Below are 22,548 nucleotides of genomic sequence, written 5' to 3' on the forward strand. Positions count from 1 at the left end.
AACCGCTACTCGTCGTCATCATCGAGCATGGCGGAACCATCGATGGCGTAAAGCTCGTCAAACTCCTCAGGCGCAGGCTGATCGGTCAGCTCGACCTCGGACGGAGCATCGTCATCAAACTCAAGCCCGCAGGCAAGGCGGACCTTATGCTCAATCTCGTCGGCGCAATCGGGGTGTTCGCGCAGGAACGCCTTGGCGGCCTCGCGACCGTTGCCGAGCTTGTCCTCGCCATAGGCAAACCAGGAGCCCATCTTCTTGCAAATGCCGCACTCGACAGCCATGTCCAGAATCGAGCCCTCCTTAGAGATGCCCGTACCGTACATGATGTCGAACTCAGCAGAACGGAACGGAGCTGCCACCTTGTTCTTAACGACCTTGGCACGCACGCGGTTACCGATAACCTCATCCTTGAGCTTAATGCTATCGATGCGGCGAATGTCGATACGCACCGAAGAGAAGAACTTAAGGGCGCGGCCGCCCGTCGTGGTCTCGGGGTTGCCGAACATGACGCCGATCTTCTCTCGCAGCTGGTTAATGAAGATGCATGTCGTGTTGGACTTGGACAGCGAGCCGGCGAGCTTGCGGAGCGCCTGACTCATCAGGCGAGCTTGCAAACCGACCGTGGTATCGCCGATCTCTCCCTCGATCTCGGCACGCGGGGTCAGCGCGGCGACGGAGTCGACGACGATGGCATCGATGGCGCCGGAACGCACGAGCATGTCAACAATCTCGAGCGCCTGCTCACCCGTATCAGGCTGGGAAATCAGTACCTCGTCGATATCCACGCCAATGCGCGCGGCATACGTGGGATCGAGCGCGTGCTCGGCATCGATAAATGCCACCACGCCACCCATTGCCTGGGCCTCGGCCAGGATCTCGAGCGAAAGCGTCGTCTTACCGGAGGACTCGGGACCGTAGATCTCGACGATTCGGCCGCGCGGCACACCGCCGATACCCAGAGCGGCATCGAGTGCCAGAGCGCCCGTGGGGATGGCCTCGACCTCGAGCTCGGGGCCACCGTCGCCGTACCTCATGATGGAACCCTGGCCGAATTTCTTCTCGATCTCGGCCTTGGTGGTGGCGATCATCTCATCGCGCTCTTTACCCGTCGTGCGAGCATGAACGGTACGTACGGGACCTGAATTCTTGGCCATGAAAAGCCCTCCTCTTAACAACCTGCATCGATAATAAACGAACGGCTGTTCGTGGTCAACCGTTCAGATAAATCATATGCAGCCGACCTTTCCAAAACCCAACCAAACGCCGACCAAACACTGACCAAATGCTTGACCACAAAGGACCAAATATGAACAAGGCAGGCAAAATTACGTCTACAACCAGCACAAACGCCAAATGAGCCTAAGGTCCCTATCTCCACAATTAAGGGGCCCGAAGGCCCCTTAAAACACGTCTATTCCATAGAGTTAAGCACAAGGACAATGCGTCCCAATGCCTCCGCGACCGCATGGGCACGAACACACGAACGGTCGCCCTCATAGTGGCAGCGCACAGAGTCCACGACCGGCACTTCCCCATCAGCCGCGCGATACGCCCAGCCAATATAGAAAGTGCCAGCCGGATCGTCCTCAGTGCCGCCGCCGGGGCCGGCATAACCCGTTGCGCTCACTGCAATATCGCTCTGGTACAGCTCCAGCGAACCCGCCGCCATCTCGCGCGCGGTCTGATGCGACACCGCGGTATAGCGGTCGAGCGTCTCCTGATCAACGCCCAAAACGCGATGCTTGATCTCATCGCAGTAGGTCACCGCACCGCCACGCAGCACCGCCGAGGCGCCCGGGATATCGGCAATCGTCGAGGCGATCATACCTGCCGTCAGCGACTCAGCCGTCGAAACCGTCACGCCCCGAGCGCTCGCGCGCTCGACAATATGACGCGCCAGCTCCTCGTTATATGCGGAAATCTGCTCAAAAGAGTCCGTCATACCCACCAGGACCTAGACCGAAAAGACGATCTTGCGGCAGTTCCAGAAGTACTGGGCGCCCGAGATAACGGTCAGGACAACGGCAACGGCGTACAGGAAGCGCGACACCGAGTAGATGCCGAGCGTCAGCGCCAGCGGGCCAAGGTGCAAGCCGGCCATCGCAAAGACGCACAGGTAACCGCAGATGGAGACCATCGTGGTCGCCGTCTTGTACTTGCCAAGCTTATCGGCGGCAACGACCACGCCGGCGGCACTCGCAACCATGCGCAGGGCGCTTACCAGCAGCTCGCGGAACAAGATGATGAACACGGACCAAACCGACACGGCACCAAAGTCCAAGAATAGCAGCAGGGCCGAGAATACGAGCAGCTTGTCGGCGATGGGGTCCAAGAATTTACCGAAGTCGGTAATCTCGTTGCGCGAGCGCGCCAGGTAGCCGTCAACCTTATCGGTGCACGACAGGATGACGTACAGAATGAAGGCAGCGGCGGCGAGCGGGCCGTCGAAGGTGCTCCAATCTGTACCGGCAACACTCGTGTGAGAAAGCGCCGACACAATCATGAACACCGGGATAAAGACGATGCGAACGCACGTCACGATGTTGGCGGGCGTCCAAACACTCGTCAGTTCCTTATTGCTCTCGTTTGCCACGATGCTCTCCTACTCCACAACATGGCCGATAAGCTCATAGCAGAAGCTATCGGTAAACTCGACCGTCAGAATATCGCCCACGGACGCCTCGCTGGCGTCCAAGTGCACCGCGCCATCGGAATCGGGCGCCTGGAACCAAGCATGGCCGATCAGCTCGGCGCCGTCCTCGGTCTCCTCGATGCCGTCGACGATCACCTGGGCGCGCTCGCCCACATGTGCGGCGGTGGCGGCAAAACCGAGCGACTCGGCCAGGTCCATGGCCTCCTGGGCGCGCTCGAGCTTGACCTCCTCATCGACCTGACCCTCCATCTTGGCGGCCAGGCTGCCCTCCTCCTGCGAGTAGGCAAAGACGCTCGTGTAGTCAAAGCCGACGGTGTCCATAAAGTCGATAAGGTCGCGGAACTCGTCGTCGGTCTCGGTCGGGAAGCCGACCATGGCCGTGGAACGGATCACGATGCCGGGGATACGCTCACGCAGATCGCGGAACAGGTCCTCGAGCTCCTGGCGCGAACCAGAACGGCGCATAGCCTTGAGGATGCGCGCGTCGCAGTGCTGCACGGGGATATCGATATAAGGCAGCACCTCGGGCGTATCGCGAATCGTATCGATAAGCTCGTCGGTCATGCCCTCGGGCTGCAGATAGAGCACGCGGACCCAGACGTTGTGCGGGCGCACGGCCTCGGCGACGGCATGCAGCAGCTGCGCCAGATTGCGCGGCGAGCCATCGGTGACGTCTTCGTCGGCAAAGTCGGTGCCCCAAATACCCGTGTCCTGGCCAATCAGCACGATCTCGCGCACACCGCCGGCAACCAGGTCGCGTACCTCGGAGATAATGCTCTCGGCATTGCGCGAATGATAGCGACCGCGAATATAGGGGATCATGCAGAAGCTGCAGAAGCGGTTGCAGCCATCGGAAATCTTGACGTAGGCGACAGCGCCCTCGACAGTGCGCTTTACTTGCGGAATATAGGCAGCGATCTCACGCTCGACACCCAGCACGCCATCGATGACCGCCACGATGCCGTCCTCCTCGTCGGCCTTCACAAAGGCAGCGACCTCGGGCAGCTCGTCAGGCAGGTCGTCGCCATAGCGCGACGGCACACAGCCGCACATGACGATGGGACAAGAACGAACGCCGTCCTGAACCTCGTTGGCGAGCTCGAGCGTGGTCTCGATGCTCTCGGACGTTGCGGAGGCGAGGAACGAGCATGTATTGACGATGGCGATATCGGCATCCTGTGGGTCGAATGCCTCCTCGTAGCCCGCGGCGGTCAAAAGAGAACGCATGCGGTCGGTGTCAACCTCGTTCTTAGCGCACCCGAGGGTGATGTAGAGCACGGAGCCCAACGGTGTATCCATGTTGGAGAGCAGTCCTTTCGAATGATATTAGCGGTAGTTGGTGAACTGCAGCGGCTGGCCGTAGTCCTGGTCGCGCAGGAACTGGATCACGGTCTGCAACGCGTCCTTCGAAGCAGAGGAAACACGCAGCTTGTCGGCCTCGATAGTCACCTTGACCTTGAGCTTTTGGTCCTTGATGTCCTTGTTGATCTTCTTGGCGGTCGCCTGGTCGATACCCTCGACGATATGGCCGAGCACGCGAACGGTGCCGCCCGATGCCGCCTGCGGAGCATCCCACGCGACAGCCTTGAGGTCGATGCCGCGCTTGATGAGCTTGGAGCTCAGCACGTCGATAATCTGCTTGGAGACAAAGTCGGCCGGGGCGTTGATCGTAAAGAGCTTGTCGCCCTTCGAAAGCTCGATCGTGGCGCCGGAATCCTTCAGGTCATAGCGCTGGGAAATCTCGCGCGTGGTTTGCTGGAAGGCGTTGTCGACCTCTTGCATGTTGACCTCGGACACGACGTCGAAGCTGGAATCTTTAGCCATGATGTTTCCTTTCGCGTACGAGCGGCTTAATAGCTATCGTACGAATAGTCGGTAGAATCGGTGGGCGTCTGGCCGTCAGTTGCGGTATCGGCGCCATCCGTGGACTGGGCATCGGTGCCGTCGGTGGTGTCGGTACCATCGGTGGTGTCGGTACCATCAGAACTTTCACCATTCTCGGAACCAGTCGTCTCCTTCTTGGGAACGGTGATCGTCACACGCGCCACGCCCGAGGTCTTGGTATCGTAACGGACCTTTTCGCCGTTCTTGGTAACGGTGACATCGGAAGGCTTGGACGTGGTGATCTCGATCGAGGACTCAGGCGTGTACTCCTGCTCAAAGGGGCCAGTCGCCTGGGCGCCATAGACCGACTTGCCATCGACCTTGACCTCAATCCACGCAGTCTTTCCCTTAGCAACGGAGACTTTGACCTTCGTGACCTCGTTCTCTTCCTTCTTGGCCGTCGTCTTGGTAGCGTCCGAATCGGTCGACTCATCCGTCGCCTCATCGGTGTCCTCATCCTCGTCGACGATTTCGGTCTTCTTAGAAGACTTCTTGGTCGTCGTCTTGGTAGCAGTGGGCGTCTCGGGCGTGGTCTCGGGCGTCGAAGATGCGCAGCCGCGCAGAAGTACCACGATGAGCACGATCAGCAGCAACGCCACGGCACCGATACCGGCGTAGACGATACGCGGATCGAGCCCGTTGTTTTGAGGAGCACGGGAACCGCCGCGTCCACGACTGGAACTGCTGCGGCCGCCTCCCTGAGGCATACGGCCACGATGGCTATCGGAACGGCCGCGATAGCCACCCTGGCCCTGAAGGCTGCGCTGACCCGATCGGGGCGCAAGTTCACCGCGGCCTTGATAGCCACGCTGGCCCGCACGCGGAGCCGAAGAGCGCTGGCCATACGGCTGTGATTGAGAGCGAAGACGCGGCGTCACCTGCGTGGTATCGGCGTCCGCATAGCCGCCGCGAGCACGACCGGCAGAGATACCACGGTGACCGCGATCGGAATAGCCGCCGTCGCCGTAGCCGGCACGAGGGTCACGCGCCACGCCGCGGGCAGCGGGAAGTGCACGGTCCTCGGGCATCGGCGTACTGCGGAACCGGTCACGCTGCGAGCGAATCTCCTCGCCCGAACCCGTCTCGGTAATATAACCGGCCTGCTGAGGACGCTGTCCATAGCGAGTCGAATGACCGCCCTGAACCATCAGGAAGCGCCCGTTATCGACAGAGGAACGCGAATTGACGTAGCCGGCGGCGTCCTGGAAACGACCGCCCTGCTGCGACGTCTCGCGTTCGTATGCCATCAGTTCGTCAAAGTAGGCATTGACGACCTCGCGCGGATTGAGGCCCAAAAAACGAGCATAGCTCGAAATCATGCCCTGCGCATAGCCGCGCGGCGGCATCGAAGCAAAGTTACCGGTCTCGAAAAACTCGATGATCTGCGGCCTGATTTTGATGGTGTTGGCGACCTGCTGAATGGAAAGGCCCATTCGGCGACGCTGCTCGAGCAGCATGTCACCAAAGCGTGCAGCCATCAGAATCCTCCAAACTCACGATCTTCACGTGCCATCTCGGCGTCGACAGATTCCAGCGCGGCAAGCCCTTCCTCGTCCAACAGGACCTCGCGCGGCTTGGAACCGTCGGGCGGGCCGACGACACCCTTTTCTTCCAGCATGTCCATAATACGCCCGGCACGCGCATAGCCAACCTTCAGGCGGCGTTGCAGGCCAGATGTGGAGCCCAGCTGCGATTCCACCACAATATGGGCGGCTTCCCAAATGAGCGGATCATCGTCTTGCGGCTCGGCGACTCCAGTGCGGACAATGCCGCCACCAGCCATGGACATGGAAGCGGGCGCCACGGCGGACAGAATCTCCTCGTGGTAGTCGGGCTCGCTCTGCGACTTGACGAACTCGACAATCTCGTTGATTTCGTCGTCCGAGACAAAGCAGCCCTGGATACGGCGGGGCTTGCCCCAGTCGACCTTGGAGAACAGCATGTCGCCCAAACCGGTGAGCTTCTCGGCACCCATCTGGTCGATGATGACGCGCGAGTCGATGCCCGTGGCGACGTTAAAGGCGATGCGGTTGGTGATGTTGGCCTTGATAAGGCCCGTCACCACGTTGGAGCTGGGGCGCTGCGTGGCAACGATAAGGTGAATACCGGCGGCACGGCCCAGCTGTGCAATACGCACGATCGAGGCCTCGACATCCTTACCGGCGACCATCATCAGGTCAGAGAGCTCGTCAATGATAATGACCAGGTAGGGCATCTTTTGCGGCGGGTTGTCGTAATGCTCAAACTCGCCAGCAGCCTGCTTTTCGTTGTAGGTCGAGATCTTACGCACGTTGAGACGCTCGAAGACCTTCAGGCGACGCTCCATCTCGGACACAGCCCATTGCAGAGCGCTCGCGGCCTGCTTAGGCTCGGTCACCACGGGCACATAGAGATGCGGAAGACCGTTATAGCCCGCAAGCTCGACGCGCTTGGGGTCGACCATAATCAGGCGAACGTCCTCGGGAAGGGCGCGCATGAGCAAGGTCGTGATGATGGAGTTGATCATCACCGACTTACCAGAACCGGTCGTACCGGCAATCAACAGGTGAGGCATCTTGGCGAGGTCGGCGACAACCGGCGTGCCCTCGGCGTCGCGGCCGATGGCGAGCTCGAGCGGACCGCCCTTCACATAGGGCAGCACGTCGCCCAGATTGACGTTCTGGCGCTTGCGGTTGGGAATCTCGATGCCCACGAGCGAGGTGCCGGGGATCGGGGCAAAGATACGCACCGACTGGGCAGCGAGCGAAAGCGCGATATCGTCCTCGAGGCTCGAGATTTTGCTCACGCGCTCGCCCTCACCGGGCTGCAGTTTAAAGGTCGTCACCGTGGGGCCGGCGATCCAGCCGACCACGCGGGCACTGCGGCCAAACTCAAGCAAGGTGGATTGCAGTGACTCAGCGGTCTGCTCCAGCTCCTTGTCCGAAGACGCGGCGGAAGCCGACTGCGGGTTGGCATGCAGGATTTCGAGCGGCGGAAGCTTGAGTCCGTCCTCTTCTTCGCCCTCGTTATCTGCGGCGCCGTCGTCCACTCCCCCATCACGAGCCGCAGCCGATTCGATAGCACTCGTGGCAGGCGCACCGGCAACCTTGGGATGCTTCAGGAAGTCGGGAATCTGAGGTGCGGCCGAGACGGGATTCACGACAAACGGCGGCTCGGACTCGTCGATCTTATCGGAGTCGTCTTCCATCGAAAGCTGGCCGGTTACCTGGCCGCGCTTTGCATGGCGACGCGGCAGCAAAGTTGTCTTTGCGGTCTCAATCGGACCCTCGTCGTCCTCGTCATCGCCCTCGGTGAGCTCAATCTCGCTATCGGACCAAGACGGGTCGGGCTCACTCGTATTGAGCTTAGGCGCAGCCTTGCCCTTCTTGGCATGGCGACGCGGCAGCAGCGTGGTCTTGGCCCGCTCGGCTTCAACCGACTCGGATACGTCGACAAACGGGTCATCGTCCTCGTCGTCATCCAAAACCGGGTCGACATCGCCACCCATGACCGTGGTCACCGCGGCGTCAGTCCCCTTCTGGCGCAGAATGCTCAGGTGCGGACGAGCGACGCCGGGAACAGACAGGGCCTCTTCATCGCCCCACGGGCTGGCGTTGACATCGGCACGACGGCGTTCGGCAAAATCTGCCGCACGATCGCGTGCGGAGCGCAAAACGCCACCCACCGAAAAGCCGATAATGACCAAACCAACGACGACAAGCCCCAGCAAGACAACCATGGCGATAGGTTTACCCAGGGCGTTTTGCAAGGCACTTGCGATAAAGGCGCCAATGTAGCCGCCCGACACGGAAAGGTTCTGCGGCGTAAACATAAGGTCGCACGAATCGCTCGTGCCCGGCACCATCAGCGAAAGAATGGAGACGACGGCGATAAAGACCACGGCGCCACCCGCAACCGAGCGCACGTTGAGCGGCGAGTCCTCACCCAAAAAGAGCGTGGCGGCAAACAGCAAGATGACGATCGGCAACACGTAGGCGCCCAGGCCAAAGCCGAGGTGATAGAAACCGGCGACAGCAGCCGTCACGGGCGCCGTTGCTGGCGAAATCACGGCAATGAAGGATGCAATCGCCAAAACGGCAATGACCACGCCGGCAATATCGCGATTGGCCGAAGGCTCGACCAGGGGCTCGAACTCATCGAACTCCGCCTCGTGACCCTTATTGGCACGGAGATGGGAACCGGCACCCTTAGCAGATGCCGGTTGATTGTTGGCTTTATTGCCTTTGGCGTTTTGTGCAGATCCGCGCGCCAAACTAAACCTCCATGACGACCGGAATGATCATCGGACGGGTGCGCGTACGGCTCCAGATAAAGTTGGAGAGCGAATCGCGCACGGCCTTGCGAATGGCATCGGAGCCGCTGCTGGTAAAGCTAAACTTGCCCTTCTCGATCGTCTTCATGATGGCTGCGGAGGCATCCTCGGAGAACTGGTCGTCGATAGCAAACGAAACACCGCGGCCCGAGAACTCGATAGCCTCGATCTTCTTGTGTTTGAGCGAGACGATGGCAACGGCCGTGACCATACCGTCGTTGGCGAGCTTTTGGCGATCGCGCAGAACGATGGGATCGGTGTCACCGATGCGCAGACCGTCGACATAGACGACGCCGGACTCGACGGGCGTACCGCGCTTGACGATACCACCGCGCATCTCGAGCGTGTCGCCGTTATCGAGGATAAAGATATGATCGTCCTTGATGCCCATCTTGCGGGCCAGCTGGGCATGGGCGCGCAGATGCACGGCCTCACCGTGAACCGGCATAAAGTACGTGGGCTTGGCCATGGCCATCAGGAGCTTGAGCTCCTCCTGGCTACCGTGACCCGAGACGTGGACGAGAGCGCGGTTCTTATCCCACACGTCGCAGCCGAGCTTGGCCAGGCTGTTGACGACCTGCTGGACGGCCTTCTCGTTGCCAGGAACGGGAGTTGCCGAAAGGATAACGGTATCGCCCTCGTGGATGGAGAGCGTCTTGTGCTCGCCATTGGCCATACGGGACAGGGCCGACAGCGGCTCGCCCTGCGAACCAGTGCACATGACGACGATCTTGTCGTCAGGCAGGTTATCAATATCGAAGGCATCGATGATATCGGCATCATCGATGTTGAGATAACCGAGCTCGCGCGCCACGCGGGTGTTCGTGAGCATGGAGCGACCGGTCACAACGACCTTACGGCCGCACTTGCGGGCGGCATCGCAGATCTGCTGCAAACGATGGATGTGGCTCGAGAACGATGCGACGAACACGCGACCCGGGGCGTTCTTGATGGCGTGCAGCAGGTTGGGACCAACCTCGGCCTCGGACTTGGTAAAGCCGGGAACCGTGGCATTGGTGGAGTCGGAAAGCAGCAGGTCGATGCCCTGCTTGGCAAAGCGGCTGATAGCGGCATAGTCGGGCGTGACGCCATCGATGGGCGTCTGGTCGAGCTTAAAGTCGCCGGTGTGCATAACGGTGCCCTGATTGGTGCGGATGAACACGCCCAGAGCGCCGGGGATGGAGTGCGTCATCGAGAAGAAGTCGAGCGAGATGCCGCCGAGGTTGACATGGCTGCCGCCCTTGACCTCGCGGAACTTGGGTGCGCGGATGCGGAACTCGGAGAGCTTGCCCTCGATAAAGCCAAGCGTCAGCTTGCTCGAGAAGATGGGCACCTTGTTGTTGAGGTCCTGCAGCAGATACGGAAGCGAACCAGTGTGGTCCTCGTGGCCGTGAGTGACGATGATGCCGCGGAGCTTTTCCTCGTTCTCCAGAACGTAGGTGTAATCCGGGAGCACCAGGTCGATACCGGGCTGCGAGTCATCGGGGAACATGAGGCCAGCGTCGACGAGCACCATGTCGTCGCCGCACTCGAAGACCGTCATGTTCTTGCCGATGCCGTCAAGGCCTCCGAGCGGGATGATCTTCAAGGGAGATGATTTTTTAGCTGCCATAGGTGAGTGTGGTTTCCTTTCTTCGAAACGGGTCTGGAACAACCGACGGGGCGCTTCTGGCAAACCGACCGCCGGGAACGTACAAACATGCATCGCAGAGTCGATGCAATAACCACAGTATGATACCCATTTGCCCACCAACAGACCACCCATGCATCAAAGCCCCATCCAAACCGGTCTATCCCGCCGGTTTCCCGTGGGGCGGGCACTGATGAAGTTTCCTGCTCTACAGTCCTGCTCACGACGGAGGCCACATTAAGTGGCCTCCTGTTCGTGCGGAACTCGCGATAAACTTCATCAGTGCCCGCCCCACGGGAAACCTGCCAAAAAGGGACAGGTTTGTTTTGGTCGGTTTTATCTGGGAAGATGCTGCTGCGGCTATCTACAGATCTGAAATCTGACTACTGAATAGACTGTCTAACTAAATAGCGAGCGGCACTAACCAGCCCTTTTGCTTGCGACCGGGAGGGGCGCATATGTAGTTTATCGCGAGTTCCGCACGCAAAGGAAAGCACTTAATGTGCTTTCCGTCTTGCGCAGGACTGTAGAGCAGGAAACTTCATATGCGGCCCTCCCGGGCGCAAACAAAAGGGCGACCCCTGTCCAGAGTCGCCCTTGCGGTGCTGGTTATGTACGGCTGTTACTCGGCGTCGTGGTGACGGCGGGGCTTGCGGCCTCCGTTGTCACCGGGACGGCGCGGACGGTCGCTGCGCTCGGAGCGCTCGCGACGCGGACGATCACGGCGCTGGAAGTGCTCGCCGTCGCCCTCGGAGGCACCCTCGGCGCGAGCCGGGGCCTCGGGCTTATCCAGACGATCAAGCGAGATCTTGCCGCGATCGTCGACCTCGATAACGACGACCTTGACCTCGTCGCCGACGTTGAGGACGTCCTCGACCTTCTCCACGCGGCCCTTGGCGACGCGGGAGATGTGCAGCAGGCCGTCCTTACCAGGCAGCAGGTTGACGAAGGCGCCGAAGGGCTGGATGGAGACCACACGACCGGTGTACTCCTCGCCCGGCTCGGGAACCTTGATGATAAGCTTGATACGCTCGACAGCCTGATCGACGGACTCGCCGGTGCCGCCGACAAAGACGGTGCCGTCCTCCTGGATGTCGACCGAGGCGCCGGTCTCGTCCTGGATACCGCGGATGACCTTACCGCCGGAACCGATGACGTCGCGGATCTTGTCGGTCGGAACCTGGATGGAAACGATGCGCGGGGCAGTGCTGCGCGTGGTGTGGCGCGGCTCGGGGATCACATCGAGCATCTTCTGCAGGATGTACGCACGACCCTCCTTGGCCTGCTGCAGAGCGCGGGCCAGGATGTCGAAGGTGAGGCCAGTGGCCTTGTTGTCCATCTGCAGGGCGGTGATGCCCTCGGTGGTGCCGGTGACCTTAAAGTCCATGTCGCCCAGGAAGTCCTCGAGACCCTGGATGTCGGACAGGACCACGGTCTTGCCCTCCTCCTGGATCAGGCCCATGGCGATACCGGAGACCGGGCGCTTAATGGGCACGCCGCCGTCCATAAGGGCGAGCGTGGAACCGCAGGTCGACGCCATCGAAGAGGAGCCGTTGGACTCCATGACCTCGGAGACCACGCGGATGGCGTAGGGGAACTCGTTCTCGTCGGGGAGTACCGGAAGCAAGGCGCGCTCGGCCAGGTTTCCGTGACCGATCTCGCGGCGCTTGGGGCTGCCCATGCGGCCGGTCTCGCCGGTGCAGAAAGGCGGGAAGTTGTAGTGGTGCATGTAGCGCTTGCCCTCGGTAGGCTCGATGGTATCCAGACGCTGACCCTCGTTGAGCATGCCGAGCGACAGGACGGAAAGCACCTGGGTCTGGCCACGCTGGAACAGGCCGGAGCCGTGAACGAGCGGCAGGTAGTTGTCCTTCACCATGATGGGGCGAATCTCATCGGCGGCACGACCGTCGACGCGCTCGCCGGTCTCGACGACCATGGTGCGCATGGCCTTCTTCTCGAGCTTCTTGAGCGCCACGGGGATCTCGCGCTCCCAAGCGGCCTGCTCCTCCTCGGTGAACTCGGCGCGGATGGACTCCTTCAGAGCCTCGACCTTACCGATACGGGAGAGCTTGTCGGCGTCGCGAAGGGCGGCGGCCATCTCGTCGTAGTGGGCGAAGATGCGCTCCTGGACCTCCTCGACGGGCTGGTCGAGCGGGTACTCCTTCTTGACGATGGCGCCGTTGACCTGCTCCCACTCGGCAACGAACTCGTCTTGAGCTTGGCAGAAGGCGGCAAGGGCCTCCTGGCCAAACTTCATGGCGGCAAGCATGTCGTCCTCGGAGATCTCCTCGGCGCCGGCCTCGACCATCGAGATGAAGTCGGCAGAGCCGCCCAGCTCCAGGTCCAGATCGGAGTTCTCGCGCTCCTCATAGGTGGGGTTGACGATAAACTCGCCGGTCTCCACGTTACGGCCGATGCGCACGCAGGCAAGCGGGCCCTCAAAGGGCACGCCGCCGAGCGTCATGGCCAGGGAGGCACCCATGACGTTGATGACGTCGAAGGGGTTGACCTGGTCGGCGACGAGCGAGGTGGCGACGATGTGGACCTCGTTGCGGAAGCCGTCCGGGAAGCTCGGGCGAATCGGACGGTCAATCATGCGCGCGGTGAGCGTGGCCTTCTCGCTGGGACGGCCCTCACGCTTGAGGTAACCACCCGGGATGCGGCCGGCTGCGTACATCTTCTCGTTGAAGTCGACGGTCAGCGGGAAGAAGTCGTAGTTCTTGCGCTCCTTGGAGACAACCACGGTGTCGAGCATCGTGGTGTCGCCCTGCTTGACCAGGCAGGCGCCGGTGGCCTGCTTGGCAAGCTCGCCGGACTCAAAGGTGTAGGTCTTGCCGTACAGCTCAAAGGTCTTGGATACGAGTGTCATTGTTCTCCTTTACCCCACAGGCCCCTTGCCTGTGGGCTTCTCATGTGACGCGGGCCCCCTGCCCCCGCCACGCTTCAGAGCGTGATTGTTCGCGCCCTTACACAAAAAGAGCGCCCCGCTGCGCAGGACGCTCTTAGCATGTACAAATCCTTACTGGATGTTGTCGCGGATGCCCAGAGCCTTGATGAGCTCACGGTACTCGACGATGTCGTTCTTCTTGATGTAGGAGAGAAGACGACGACGACGGCCGACGAGCATGAGCAGGCCACGACGGGTGTGGAAGTCCTTCTGGTGGGACTTCATGTGCTCGGTCAGCTCCTTGATGCGCTCGGACAGGATGGCGACCTGAACCTTGGGGTTGCCGGTGTCGACCGGGGTGTTACCGAACTGGGCAGTCAGCTCAGCCTTGCGCTCTTTGGAAACAGTCATTGTTTCACCTTTCGTTTCTTGTCGCCCGCGGGCGACACTATTCGCCTCGGACTGGGAAGCCGTCGGTGGAGCGAGCATCCAAGGTCGAGGTACCAACAGGTCGGTATGTTACCACAAGCAGACCGCCCATGCGCATCATCACCGACCCAACATGAATTCCATCGCACGGAGGCGCTGGTCGGTGTGCGTCGCAGCCCACACATGCGAAAGCCCGAGCAAGAACGCCGCCGTATGCGGGTCGATTCGCTCGACCATGAGTGCATCGAAGGTCATGGACATGAGGGCGCGCAGCCACGCGACCTCACCGGTCGAAACCAGCTCGGCACCCGGAACGCTCGACGCGCACGAACCGCACATGAGCCCGCCCGCCTGGGGCGAAAAGTACGACAGCATGGGGTCTCCGCACAGCACGCAGGCCGAAAAATCGGGTCGATAGCCCACGTGCGACAGAAGTTTAAAGACAAAGGCCGCCACGAGCAGGTCCATATGTGCCGAGTCGAGCCCGCAGCCGACAAGCGTGAGCGCCCGCTGCGTGATGGCAAAGGTAAACGGGTCCTCGGCGTCCTCGAATGAGCACACGCGCGCGACCTCGGCAATCGCGCTTGCGGCGCAGGTCGTCTCGTAATCGGGCGCGGCGCCAACCGGCGCTTCCAAAAGCTCGGCCTGAGAAACAACGTCGAGCGAGCGTCCATGTGCGAGCAGCATATCGACGGTACAGAATAATTCGCAGCGCGCCGCCAAGCGCCCACCGGGTTTGCGGGCCCCCTTTGCCACGGCACGAACCTGGCGACCCCGCTCGTCAAGCATCGTCAGAATCAGATCGGTCTCTTTGAGCTTGGTCTTGTCGAGCACGAGCACCTTCGTGCGATATGTCCGGGAGCCTGCCATGCGCGCTGCGCGTCCTTAGTCCTCGGCGTTGTAGCCAAAACGGCGAATCTGAGCCTCGTCGTCGCGCCAACCGGCCTTGACCTTCACGTCCAACTCCAAAAAGACCTGCGTGCCAAAGATGCGCTCAAGATCGCGACGGGCGTCGATACCGATATGCTTGATCATCTCGCCGCCCTTGCCGATGATGATGCCCTTTTGGCCCTCACGCTCGACATAAATGGTGGCGTGCACACGCAGCACCTTCTTGGTCTGCTCGAGCGCATCGCAAATAACGCCAACGGAGTGCGGAATCTCATCACGGGTGCGGCGCAAGACCTTTTCGCGCACAAACTCGGCAACGAGCGTCTCGTCGGAAGCGTCGGTACCCATGTCCTCGGGGAACCAACGCGGACCCTCGGGCAAAAAGTGCGCAACGGTCTCGATGAAGGCATCGACGTTAAAGTTCTTGACCGACGACGTCACGATCTCGTCGTCATATTCCATAAGCTCGTGGGCGGCCTTAAGCTGCTCCATGACCTGTGCGGGGTCGGCTTCATCGGCCTTGGTGAGCACCAGGACCTTCTTGGAACGGGCATTCTTGACACGCTCGGCAACCCAGGCGTCTCCCCTGCCGATCGGTTTGGTGGCATCAATCAAAAACGCGACAACATCGACATCGTTCAGCTCGAACAGCGCGCTCTTGTTCAGCTCGGACCCTAGACCGTCCTTGGGCTTGTGGATACCCGGGGTATCGACAAAGACCAGCTGGTAGCCGGGGCGGTTGACGACGGCGCGCATGCGGCGGCGGGTCGTCTGGGCCACCGGCGAGGTGATGGCGACCTTTTTGCCATAGCAGGCGTTGAGCAGCGTTGACTTACCGGCGTTGGGGCGGCCGACCAAGGCCACGAAGCCACTGCGGAAACCGGGCTCAACGTCGCCAAAGCCCGCGAGGCTGTCGTCCTCATCGCACAGGGCGTCGAGCTCCTCGTCGCTCATGCCCTCAAACGGGTCGAACTCCTCGACTTCCTCATAGGCCTCGGTCGCCTTAGCATCCGGGGACTCGTCGTCCAAAATCTCATCGGTAGACTGCATATTGTCGGACATGGGAATCCCTTTCTAAATAAAGCCGAGCGCGTGGGCAAATACCAGCACGCCCACAATCGCGGCGGTGATTGAAAGAACGTATACAGAGGCGGCGGCGATGTCCTTCGCACGCTTGGCCAGCGGATGGAGCTCCTGGGTCGCTAGGTCGACGATAGCCTCCATAGCGGTGTTGCACAGCTCGCCGTGAATCACCAGGCCACAACAGATGATAATCGTGGCCCACTCGGCAATGTCGAGCCCCACGATGCAGCCGGCAATGACGGTGCACACGCCCGCCACGAGCATGACCTTAATGTTGCGCTCGGTCTTGACGGCGGTGACGAAGCCCTCCATGGCGTAAGAAAACGACTTTAAAAAGGACGGATGGTCCTTGTTCGATCCGGGAATCATAGACGGCTCCTAGTCGTGGGCGTGGTTGGTGATGGGGCCGACGTGGACTAGCTTGGGGTCCTCGCCGCGCTCGAGCGCCAGATCGCGCAGGATGGCGTCCTCGCGGGCCTCCATGACCTCGGCCTCGTCGTCCTCGATATGGTCATACCCCAGCAGGTGCAGCATGCCGTGTACGAGCATCAGGCGGCACTCGTCGGCAGGGCTATTGCCAAAGCCGGGGGCCTGACGGGCAATGACCTGCGGGGCCAAGATGATATCGCCGAGCTCGAGCGTCTCGTCGGCGGGAATATCCTCGTCAAAGGCCGAGTCGCATTCAAACGAGAGCACATCGGTGGTGCGGTCGATGCCACGCCACTCGTGGTTGAGCTCGTGCATCTCGTCCTCGTCGACATACGAAAGGGAAATCTCGACTTCACGTTCAACGCCCTCGGCGGCAAGCACAACCTCGCAGATGTGCTCCACTTCCTGCGCGTCGAGCAGCGTATCGAGCTCGGCATCGTTGCTGATCAATACACTCAACGGGACTCCTTTCGGTCGCGCGAGCGCTGCTCACGCACGTCATCATAAGCATCGTATGCCTCAACGATACGACCCACCAGGGCATGGCGCACCACATCGGCGCGCTCCAGGTGTGCAAACGCCACATCGTCGACACGGCCCAAAATCTTCTCGACATCCGCCAAGCCACCACGACGACCCACCAGGTCGCGCTGGCTGAGGTCGCCGGTAATCACGAACTTGGAGTTGAATCCAAGGCGTGTCAGGAACATCTTCATCTGCTCGGGCGTAGTATTTTGCGCCTCGTCGAGCACCACGAAAGCATCGCTCAGCGTACGACCGCGCATGTAGGCGAGCGGGGCGATCTCGATCACGCCGCGCTCCATAAGCTCATCGGTGCGCTCACGATCCATCATGTCAAAAAGGGCATCGTAGAGCGGGCGCATGTACGGATCGATCTTTTCCTCGAGGGTGCCGGGCAAAAAGCCCAGGTTCTCCCCTGCTTCGACAACCGGACGCGTCAAGATCAAACGGCCCACCTCATGGCGCTTGAGCGCGGCAACGGCGAGCGCCATGGCCAGATAGGTCTTACCGGTACCGGCAGGACCCAAGCCAAAGGTGATGGTATGCGAGCGAATGGCATCCACATAGCGCTTTTGCCCAAGCGTCTTGGGACGAATGACACGACCGCGGTATGAAAGCAGCACGTCATCGCGAAGCGATGTGGCCTCATGCTCGCCGTCGCGCAAGACGGCCAGGCAACGCGAGACATCGTCGGCAGACAGGGTACGACCGGCCGCCGCCTCGCGAAAAGCATGTTCGAAAAAGCGAGCCACGAGCTCGACCTCGTCCGGGTCGCCGCTCACGGAGATCCTATCGCCACGGGCAACCACGTGAGCGCGAACCAAGCTCTCGAGCGCACGAAGGACGCCGTCGCCGGCGCCCAAAACACGCGAGGGATCAACTCCCTCGGGAACGGTAAGTCTAATCTTCGAGGCTTCCATGGACCTCCCTGCGCGCATGGACCAAGCCGGAATCATCGACTCCGATGATAGCAACATCGAGCAGGCACGGGGCTGTAAGTCCACAGGTATCGTCAAGACGGGCATGATGGAACGAACCGAGCGTCAGGTTGTCACCATACTCGAGCACGGCACGCTCGACAGTGCCCACGCGATGACGAGCATCGGCAATAGCGAGCTCCTGCGCCGCGTCTCGCATACGGCGGCTGCGCTCGGCCATAACCTCGGGCGGCACCTGGTCGGGCATGTCGGCAGCAAGGGTACCGGGACGCTTACTGTAGCGGAACACGTGCATACGCGAGAACCCCACGCGGCGGCACAGCGCCAGCGACTCCTCGAACTCCTCGTCCGTCTCACCAGGAAAACCGACGATGACGTCGCACGAAAGAGACGCCTGCGGCAGGATGGCGCGAATCATGCGCACCGTGTCCTCAAAGGCCTCGGCACTATAGGGACGGCCCATGCGATGCAGCGTCGCCGTACAGCCGGACTGTACGGGCAGGTGCAAAAACGGGGCAATACGCTGCGGATAGCGCGCCATAACCTTAAGCAGGCGCTCAGAGATATCCATGGGTTCGACCGAGGAAATGCGCACATGCGCAATAGTCGTGCGCTCCATGATGGCCTCGAGCAGCTCATCGATTTCGACATGCTCGTCGGTCGCGCTCTTGCCATCGTAGGCACCCAGGTTCACACCGGTCAGCACCACCTCGGGCACGCCGGCCTCCTGGGCTTCGCGCACCTGTTCGAGAACGGACTCGACGGGCACGGAACGCTCGGGGCCGCGGGCCTTCCACACGATGCAATAGGTACAGCGGTGGTTGCAGCCATCCTGGATCTTCACGCCCAGCCGCGAACGACCGAGCGCATCGACCACGTCGCCATCGCTGCAGGCGGGCACGCTATCGGATTCGACACCCAGCACCTCGCAGACGCGCTCGGCGACGTCAATCTTGGACGGTTCGGCGATCACGCGATCGGAGAGCTCCAGCAACTCCTCGGGATGCAAGTTGACGACGCAGCCGGTTACGACCACGTAAGGCTCGCCCGGATAGGCCAGCGCATGGCGGACGGCCTTACGGGTCTTGGCCTCGGCCTCCCCCGTCACGGCACAGGTGTTAATGACGATCAGCTCTGCATCCTGGGGCTCCACCATTGCAAAACCCAAGCGCATAAGATCGGCAGTGATACGGTCGGACTCAACCCGGTTGACACGACAACCGAGGTTGACAACAGAGATATGAGGTGCGAGCACACGGGCTCCTTAATCGAGGATGTCGTCGAGGGCACTCTTGATACGGTCGGTCACCGACTTCTTACCGGATGCGACGTCATCGCCCATCTCGTCGGCAAAGGCGCGAAGCAGCTCGCGCTGCTTGTTGGAGAGATTGGTGGGGACGACCACGCGCAGCTGCACGACCAGACGACCGCGCGAACCGCCACCGCCGATACGCGGCATGCCGTAATTATTGACGCTCACGGTGTCGCCGTACTGGGCGCCGGCGGGAACCGTCACCTTAACGACCTCGTCGGGCATAATGCCCTCGACCTCGATCTCGCAGCCAAGCGCAGCCTGCGCAATCGAGATATCGCTCACCAGGTACAGGTCGTCACTGTTGCGCTTAAAGCGCTCATGGTCGGCAACGCGCACGTTGACAATCAGGTCGCCCGAAGGCTCGCCGCGAAGGCCGGCCTCGCCAAAGCCGCTCACACGCAGCTGGCGACCGGTCGAAACGCCGGCGGGAATATCGATGTCGATCTTTTCGTGCGAAGGCGTGCGGCCCCGACCGTCGCAGGTCTCGCAGGGATGGTCGATAACCGTGCCCTCGCCATGGCAGTCGGGGCAAGGCGAGGAAGACTGAACCTGGCCCAAAAACGATCGCTGAACCGTCGTGACGTAGCCCGTACCGTGGCAGCGACTGCACTGCTTTTCCTGTGCACCCTCGGCCCTACCGGTACCGTTGCAGTCCTCGCAGGGAGCAAGGCGGTCATAGCTGATTGTCTTTTTGCAGCCGAGCGCCGCCTCCTCGAGCGTCACCGAAAGCGAGATGGCCATGTCACGACCGCGACGACGCTCGCGACGGCTGCGGGCGCCACCGCCGGCACCGCCGCCAAAAAACGACGAGAACAAGTCGTCCATGCCCATACCACCAAAGATATCGTTGATATCGACGTAGCCCGAACCACCAGGGCCGTCGGCAGTGCCGTAACGGTCGTAGTTAGCACGCTTCTGCTCATCGGAAAGAACGGAATAGGCCTCGTTGAGCTCCTTGAACTTGGCCTCGGCCTCGGGGTCGTCCGAAACGTCCGGGTGTACGGTACGGGCCTTCTTTAGAAACGCGCGCTTAATCGTCCGCGCGTCGGCATCCTTGTCGACGCCAAGTACCTCGTAGTAATCCCTATTTTCCGACACGACCGAATCCTTCCGACTTTCATTATTGTCACAGTGCGTCCTATACCCAAGCTGGGCCAACCGCAAACAGAGGGTTTGATGTTATTGCATTCCGTAAGGCGAAAGCATGGCCCGTTGCGAGCAGCTCGCGAACCAAACCGACACGAGCGCGAACATGAAGCCATTGGCAAAACCGTTGGCAAACTGCATCGCACCGCGCTTCCACCACAGCAGGCTGCGATGAAGCACGCCGTCCGAAAGCACCATGAACAGGCCCATGGTAAACGGAATAAAGCACATCACGGCAAAGGCCGAGAACACGCCCGAGATGGCCGAGAGTACCAAAAACGGCGCCACGATGCCCATCAGGTAAAAACCGGTACGAGCTTTGCCTTCCAAGCGCTCGGACTCGACATGGGCACGGCCGACTAGATCACCGCCAGCGGCACCGTTAGTGCCGGCGTGACCCATGCCGCTAATGCGGACCTCGTCGCCATCGTGCGTGCCGGCAGGAAACTCAATCGTCTGCTCGGAGGTTACGCGAGTACGACCGCTGCCACCGCAATCGGGGCAGGGGTCGGCCACGACCTTACCGGAACCGCCGCACTCGGGGCAGACCGACTGGAACGTGCCCGCACCAAACAGGAAGGACAAGTCGACGTCGATGTGCCCGCGGCCACCGCAGCTCGGGCAGGTATGGGCATGCTCAGACGAAACGGAGCCCGAGCCGCCGCAGTTGCTACAGGTATCGAAGCGCGTGTAGCGGACGGTCTTGCGGGCACCGCCCTTGGCCTCCTTGGCGTCGAGTTTGATATCGACGACCACGTTGGCGCCGTTCTCGGGATTGTAGGCAGCCTGGCCGCGACGCTGCTGGCCCCAGGCGCCACCAAAGGGAAAGCCGCCCTCAAAGGGATTGCCATAGCCCGTGCTGCCGGCGTAGCCGCCACCATAGGGCGAAGCCGTAGGAGCACCGGCAAAGGGATTGCCAGAACGCATGGCGTCGTAGCGCGCACGTTTTTGTTCATCCGAAAGCACGGCGTAGGCCTCGGAAACCTCTTTAAACTTTTCCTCGGCATCCGGCTCTTTATTGACGTCCGGATGGAGCTTACGGGCCTTTTGCTGGAAGGCCTTTTGAATATCACGCGAGGTGGCGTCCTTGGAGACACCCAGAATCTCGTAGTAATCTTTTTCGTTCATCGTCGCCATGCGCGGCAACCTCCTGCTCACAGCAGCGTATATATTCCGGTAATTCTACCCGAGCGGCCTAAGCTAGATCCCAAAACAGCTCGAACAGAACATTTCCATCGAGCCAGCCCAGATGGGTCGGCGCCAGACGGGCACAGGAGCAGCCAGCGATGACATCGACAGAGGCGATAGGCCCCGCATGGGTATCACCGTGCTCGGGCACCCAAGTGGCAAGCCCAAGCTCAAGAGCGCGATCACAAGCCGCTGCCAGTTCATCGGCAGGGATGACACGAGACGCGCGAACCAACAGGTCGGAATCAACACCGCGCGTCATGCGACAAGCGAGCATCAGGTCCTCGGCCGCCGCCTCGCGCCGCGACAGATACTCGGCATCAAACATCGTCGCGGCATCGTCGCGTTGTACCAAACGCACGCGGTGAAAGTCACCACGGGGAGCCACGCCGGGAAACAGTCCAGCCAAGCGGTCGAAATCCTCGTCGTCGAGCATGCCCGCGGCAGAACGACCCAGGCCCAGGTAGCCCCGACCAGTCCAGTAGGCGATATTATGGGCACATTCATGCCCATCGAGCGCGTAGCTCGCCACCTCATACGGATGGTAGCCGGCCGAACTCAGCCGCTGGCGCGCAACGTCCATGCATGCGGCCTGGAAATCCTCATCGGGCTCAAGCGACTCGTCACGGCATGCCATGCGATAGAGTGGTGTGCCCTCCTCGAGCGTGAGCGGGTACACCGATACATGATGCGGCGCCGCCGCCAGCACGCCATCGAGCGTGCTCCGCCAGCTTGCGGCCGTCTGCCCGGGAAGGCCGCACATCAGGTCGCACGACGCATCGAGGCCAGCGTCCTTCACCGTCGCGATAGCCGCAAGTGCCCGATTGGCATCGTGAATGCGGCCAATAGCAGCCAGCTCGGTATTGTCGAGGGTTTGCGCGCCCAGAGAGATGCGCGTGACACCCGCCTCGGCAAGCGCTGAGGCGAGCTCAGCGGTCAGGGACTCAGGATTGGCTTCGCAAGTAAATTCAACGGGTTTGCACCACATGGAGATACGCCGGGCAAGTTCCACCAAGCGCTCCCCTGCCAGCGATGGCGTGCCGCCGCCAGTATAGACCGTGCGGACCTGCGCAAGCGCCCCGGCGTCGCCAAAGGAATCGAGGCGCGCATACAACTGCTCAAAATAGGAATCAAGCGCGGCATCCAAATCACACGCAGCAAAGCTGCGCGAGTCAAAGTCGCAGTACCGGCACTTTTGAGCGCAAAACGGCACGTGCACGTACAGCGCGGTAACGGCCACC

Annotated in this window: 19 protein-coding genes; all 19 read right to left on the reverse strand. The window is 61.1% G+C overall.

Annotation, left to right across the window (positions count from 1 at the left end):
- Positions 1-5 precede the first annotated feature (5 nt).
- A complete protein-coding gene (gene recA, locus DW899_RS04310; protein ID WP_022094695.1) occupies positions 6-1,154 on the reverse strand; it encodes a recombinase RecA in 1,149 nt (382 codons plus the stop codon).
- A 257-nt stretch (positions 1,155-1,411) separates the two neighbouring features.
- Positions 1,412-1,942, reverse strand: coding sequence for a CinA family protein (locus DW899_RS04315; RefSeq protein ID WP_117800118.1), 531 nt, complete (start codon positions 1,940-1,942; stop codon positions 1,412-1,414).
- A gap of 12 nt (positions 1,943-1,954) precedes the next feature.
- The gene (gene pgsA / locus DW899_RS04320; RefSeq protein WP_229071689.1) at positions 1,955-2,503 is read right to left on the reverse strand and encodes a CDP-diacylglycerol--glycerol-3-phosphate 3-phosphatidyltransferase; all 549 of its coding nucleotides are present in this window, start codon (positions 2,501-2,503) and stop codon (positions 1,955-1,957) included.
- Between the two features lie 99 nt (positions 2,504-2,602).
- A complete protein-coding gene (gene rimO / locus DW899_RS04325; RefSeq protein WP_117776236.1) occupies positions 2,603-3,952 on the reverse strand; it encodes a 30S ribosomal protein S12 methylthiotransferase RimO in 1,350 nt (449 codons plus the stop codon).
- Positions 3,953-3,979: 27 nt separating this feature from the next.
- The gene (locus DW899_RS04330; RefSeq protein WP_117800119.1) at positions 3,980-4,477 is read right to left on the reverse strand and encodes a YajQ family cyclic di-GMP-binding protein; all 498 of its coding nucleotides are present in this window, start codon (positions 4,475-4,477) and stop codon (positions 3,980-3,982) included.
- Positions 4,478-4,503: 26 nt separating this feature from the next.
- The gene (locus DW899_RS04335; protein WP_117800120.1) at positions 4,504-6,015 is read right to left on the reverse strand and encodes a RodZ family helix-turn-helix domain-containing protein; all 1,512 of its coding nucleotides are present in this window, start codon (positions 6,013-6,015) and stop codon (positions 4,504-4,506) included.
- A complete protein-coding gene (locus DW899_RS04340) occupies positions 6,015-8,789 on the reverse strand; it encodes a DNA translocase FtsK (RefSeq protein WP_233539901.1) in 2,775 nt (924 codons plus the stop codon). The genes DW899_RS04335 and DW899_RS04340 overlap by 1 nt, the downstream gene beginning before the upstream one ends.
- A 1-nt stretch (position 8,790) precedes the next feature.
- A complete protein-coding gene (locus DW899_RS04345) occupies positions 8,791-10,461 on the reverse strand; it encodes a ribonuclease J (protein WP_117800121.1) in 1,671 nt (556 codons plus the stop codon).
- Between the two features lie 640 nt (positions 10,462-11,101).
- Positions 11,102-13,348, reverse strand: coding sequence for a polyribonucleotide nucleotidyltransferase (locus tag DW899_RS04350; RefSeq protein ID WP_117800122.1), 2,247 nt, complete (start codon positions 13,346-13,348; stop codon positions 11,102-11,104).
- 150 nt (positions 13,349-13,498) lie between these two features.
- The gene (rpsO, locus tag DW899_RS04355; RefSeq protein WP_035138510.1) at positions 13,499-13,777 is read right to left on the reverse strand and encodes a 30S ribosomal protein S15; all 279 of its coding nucleotides are present in this window, start codon (positions 13,775-13,777) and stop codon (positions 13,499-13,501) included.
- A 138-nt stretch (positions 13,778-13,915) separates the two neighbouring features.
- The gene (gene recO, locus DW899_RS04360) at positions 13,916-14,665 is read right to left on the reverse strand and encodes a DNA repair protein RecO (RefSeq protein WP_117800123.1); all 750 of its coding nucleotides are present in this window, start codon (positions 14,663-14,665) and stop codon (positions 13,916-13,918) included.
- Positions 14,666-14,680: 15 nt separating this feature from the next.
- Positions 14,681-15,748: a GTPase Era gene (gene era, locus DW899_RS04365; RefSeq protein WP_187362360.1), complete on the reverse strand. Its 1,068-nt coding sequence runs from the start codon at positions 15,746-15,748 to the stop codon at positions 14,681-14,683.
- 12 nt (positions 15,749-15,760) lie between these two features.
- The gene (locus tag DW899_RS04370; protein ID WP_117639888.1) at positions 15,761-16,138 is read right to left on the reverse strand and encodes a diacylglycerol kinase family protein; all 378 of its coding nucleotides are present in this window, start codon (positions 16,136-16,138) and stop codon (positions 15,761-15,763) included.
- Positions 16,139-16,147: 9 nt separating this feature from the next.
- Complete coding sequence (gene ybeY / locus DW899_RS04375; protein ID WP_117564282.1) at positions 16,148-16,657, reverse strand: rRNA maturation RNase YbeY; 510 nt, start codon at positions 16,655-16,657, stop codon at positions 16,148-16,150.
- The gene (locus DW899_RS04380) at positions 16,654-17,640 is read right to left on the reverse strand and encodes a PhoH family protein (RefSeq protein WP_117800124.1); all 987 of its coding nucleotides are present in this window, start codon (positions 17,638-17,640) and stop codon (positions 16,654-16,656) included. The genes ybeY and DW899_RS04380 overlap by 4 nt, the downstream gene beginning before the upstream one ends.
- Entirely contained in the window at positions 17,621-18,913 is a 1,293-nt protein-coding gene (locus tag DW899_RS04385) for a MiaB/RimO family radical SAM methylthiotransferase (RefSeq protein WP_117800125.1), read from the reverse strand. The genes DW899_RS04380 and DW899_RS04385 overlap by 20 nt, the downstream gene beginning before the upstream one ends.
- A 9-nt stretch (positions 18,914-18,922) precedes the next feature.
- Positions 18,923-20,071, reverse strand: coding sequence for a molecular chaperone DnaJ (gene dnaJ, locus DW899_RS04390; RefSeq protein ID WP_117800126.1), 1,149 nt, complete (start codon positions 20,069-20,071; stop codon positions 18,923-18,925).
- An 81-nt stretch (positions 20,072-20,152) separates the two neighbouring features.
- The gene (locus tag DW899_RS04395; protein WP_199570264.1) at positions 20,153-21,256 is read right to left on the reverse strand and encodes a DnaJ domain-containing protein; all 1,104 of its coding nucleotides are present in this window, start codon (positions 21,254-21,256) and stop codon (positions 20,153-20,155) included.
- A 58-nt stretch (positions 21,257-21,314) separates the two neighbouring features.
- Positions 21,315-22,547, reverse strand: a complete 1,233-nt coding sequence (gene hemW, locus DW899_RS04400; protein ID WP_117800127.1) for a radical SAM family heme chaperone HemW — start codon at positions 22,545-22,547, stop codon at positions 21,315-21,317.
- Position 22,548: the final 1 nt, after the last annotated feature.

The organism is Collinsella sp. AM41-2BH (genome assembly GCF_003468085.1).
Lineage (GTDB): Bacteria > Actinomycetota > Coriobacteriia > Coriobacteriales > Coriobacteriaceae > Collinsella.

Excerpts from the sequence above, each read along its gene's own strand:
- rimO (WP_117776236.1), bottom strand. The coding sequence starts at position 3,952 with ATGGATACACCGTTGGGCTCCGTGCTCTACATCACCCTCGGGTGCGCT.
- DW899_RS04380 (WP_117800124.1), bottom strand. The coding sequence starts at position 17,640 with ATGGAAGCCTCGAAGATTAGACTTACCGTTCCCGAGGGAGTTGATCCC.
- recO (WP_117800123.1), bottom strand. The coding sequence starts at position 14,665 with ATGGCAGGCTCCCGGACATATCGCACGAAGGTGCTCGTGCTCGACAAG.
- DW899_RS04335 (WP_117800120.1), bottom strand. The coding sequence starts at position 6,015 with ATGGCTGCACGCTTTGGTGACATGCTGCTCGAGCAGCGTCGCCGAATG.
- rpsO (WP_035138510.1), bottom strand. The coding sequence starts at position 13,777 with ATGACTGTTTCCAAAGAGCGCAAGGCTGAGCTGACTGCCCAGTTCGGT.
- DW899_RS04345 (WP_117800121.1), bottom strand. The coding sequence starts at position 10,461 with ATGGCAGCTAAAAAATCATCTCCCTTGAAGATCATCCCGCTCGGAGGC.
- DW899_RS04350 (WP_117800122.1), bottom strand. The coding sequence starts at position 13,348 with ATGACACTCGTATCCAAGACCTTTGAGCTGTACGGCAAGACCTACACC.
- DW899_RS04370 (WP_117639888.1), bottom strand. The coding sequence starts at position 16,138 with ATGATTCCCGGATCGAACAAGGACCATCCGTCCTTTTTAAAGTCGTTT.
- DW899_RS04330 (WP_117800119.1), bottom strand. The coding sequence starts at position 4,477 with ATGGCTAAAGATTCCAGCTTCGACGTCGTGTCCGAGGTCAACATGCAA.
- recA (WP_022094695.1), bottom strand. The coding sequence starts at position 1,154 with ATGGCCAAGAATTCAGGTCCCGTACGTACCGTTCATGCTCGCACGACG.
- DW899_RS04395 (WP_199570264.1), bottom strand. The coding sequence starts at position 21,256 with ATGGCGACGATGAACGAAAAAGATTACTACGAGATTCTGGGTGTCTCC.
- pgsA (WP_229071689.1), bottom strand. The coding sequence starts at position 2,503 with ATGATTGTGTCGGCGCTTTCTCACACGAGTGTTGCCGGTACAGATTGG.
- era (WP_187362360.1), bottom strand. The coding sequence starts at position 15,748 with ATGTCCGACAATATGCAGTCTACCGATGAGATTTTGGACGACGAGTCC.
- DW899_RS04315 (WP_117800118.1), bottom strand. The coding sequence starts at position 1,942 with ATGACGGACTCTTTTGAGCAGATTTCCGCATATAACGAGGAGCTGGCG.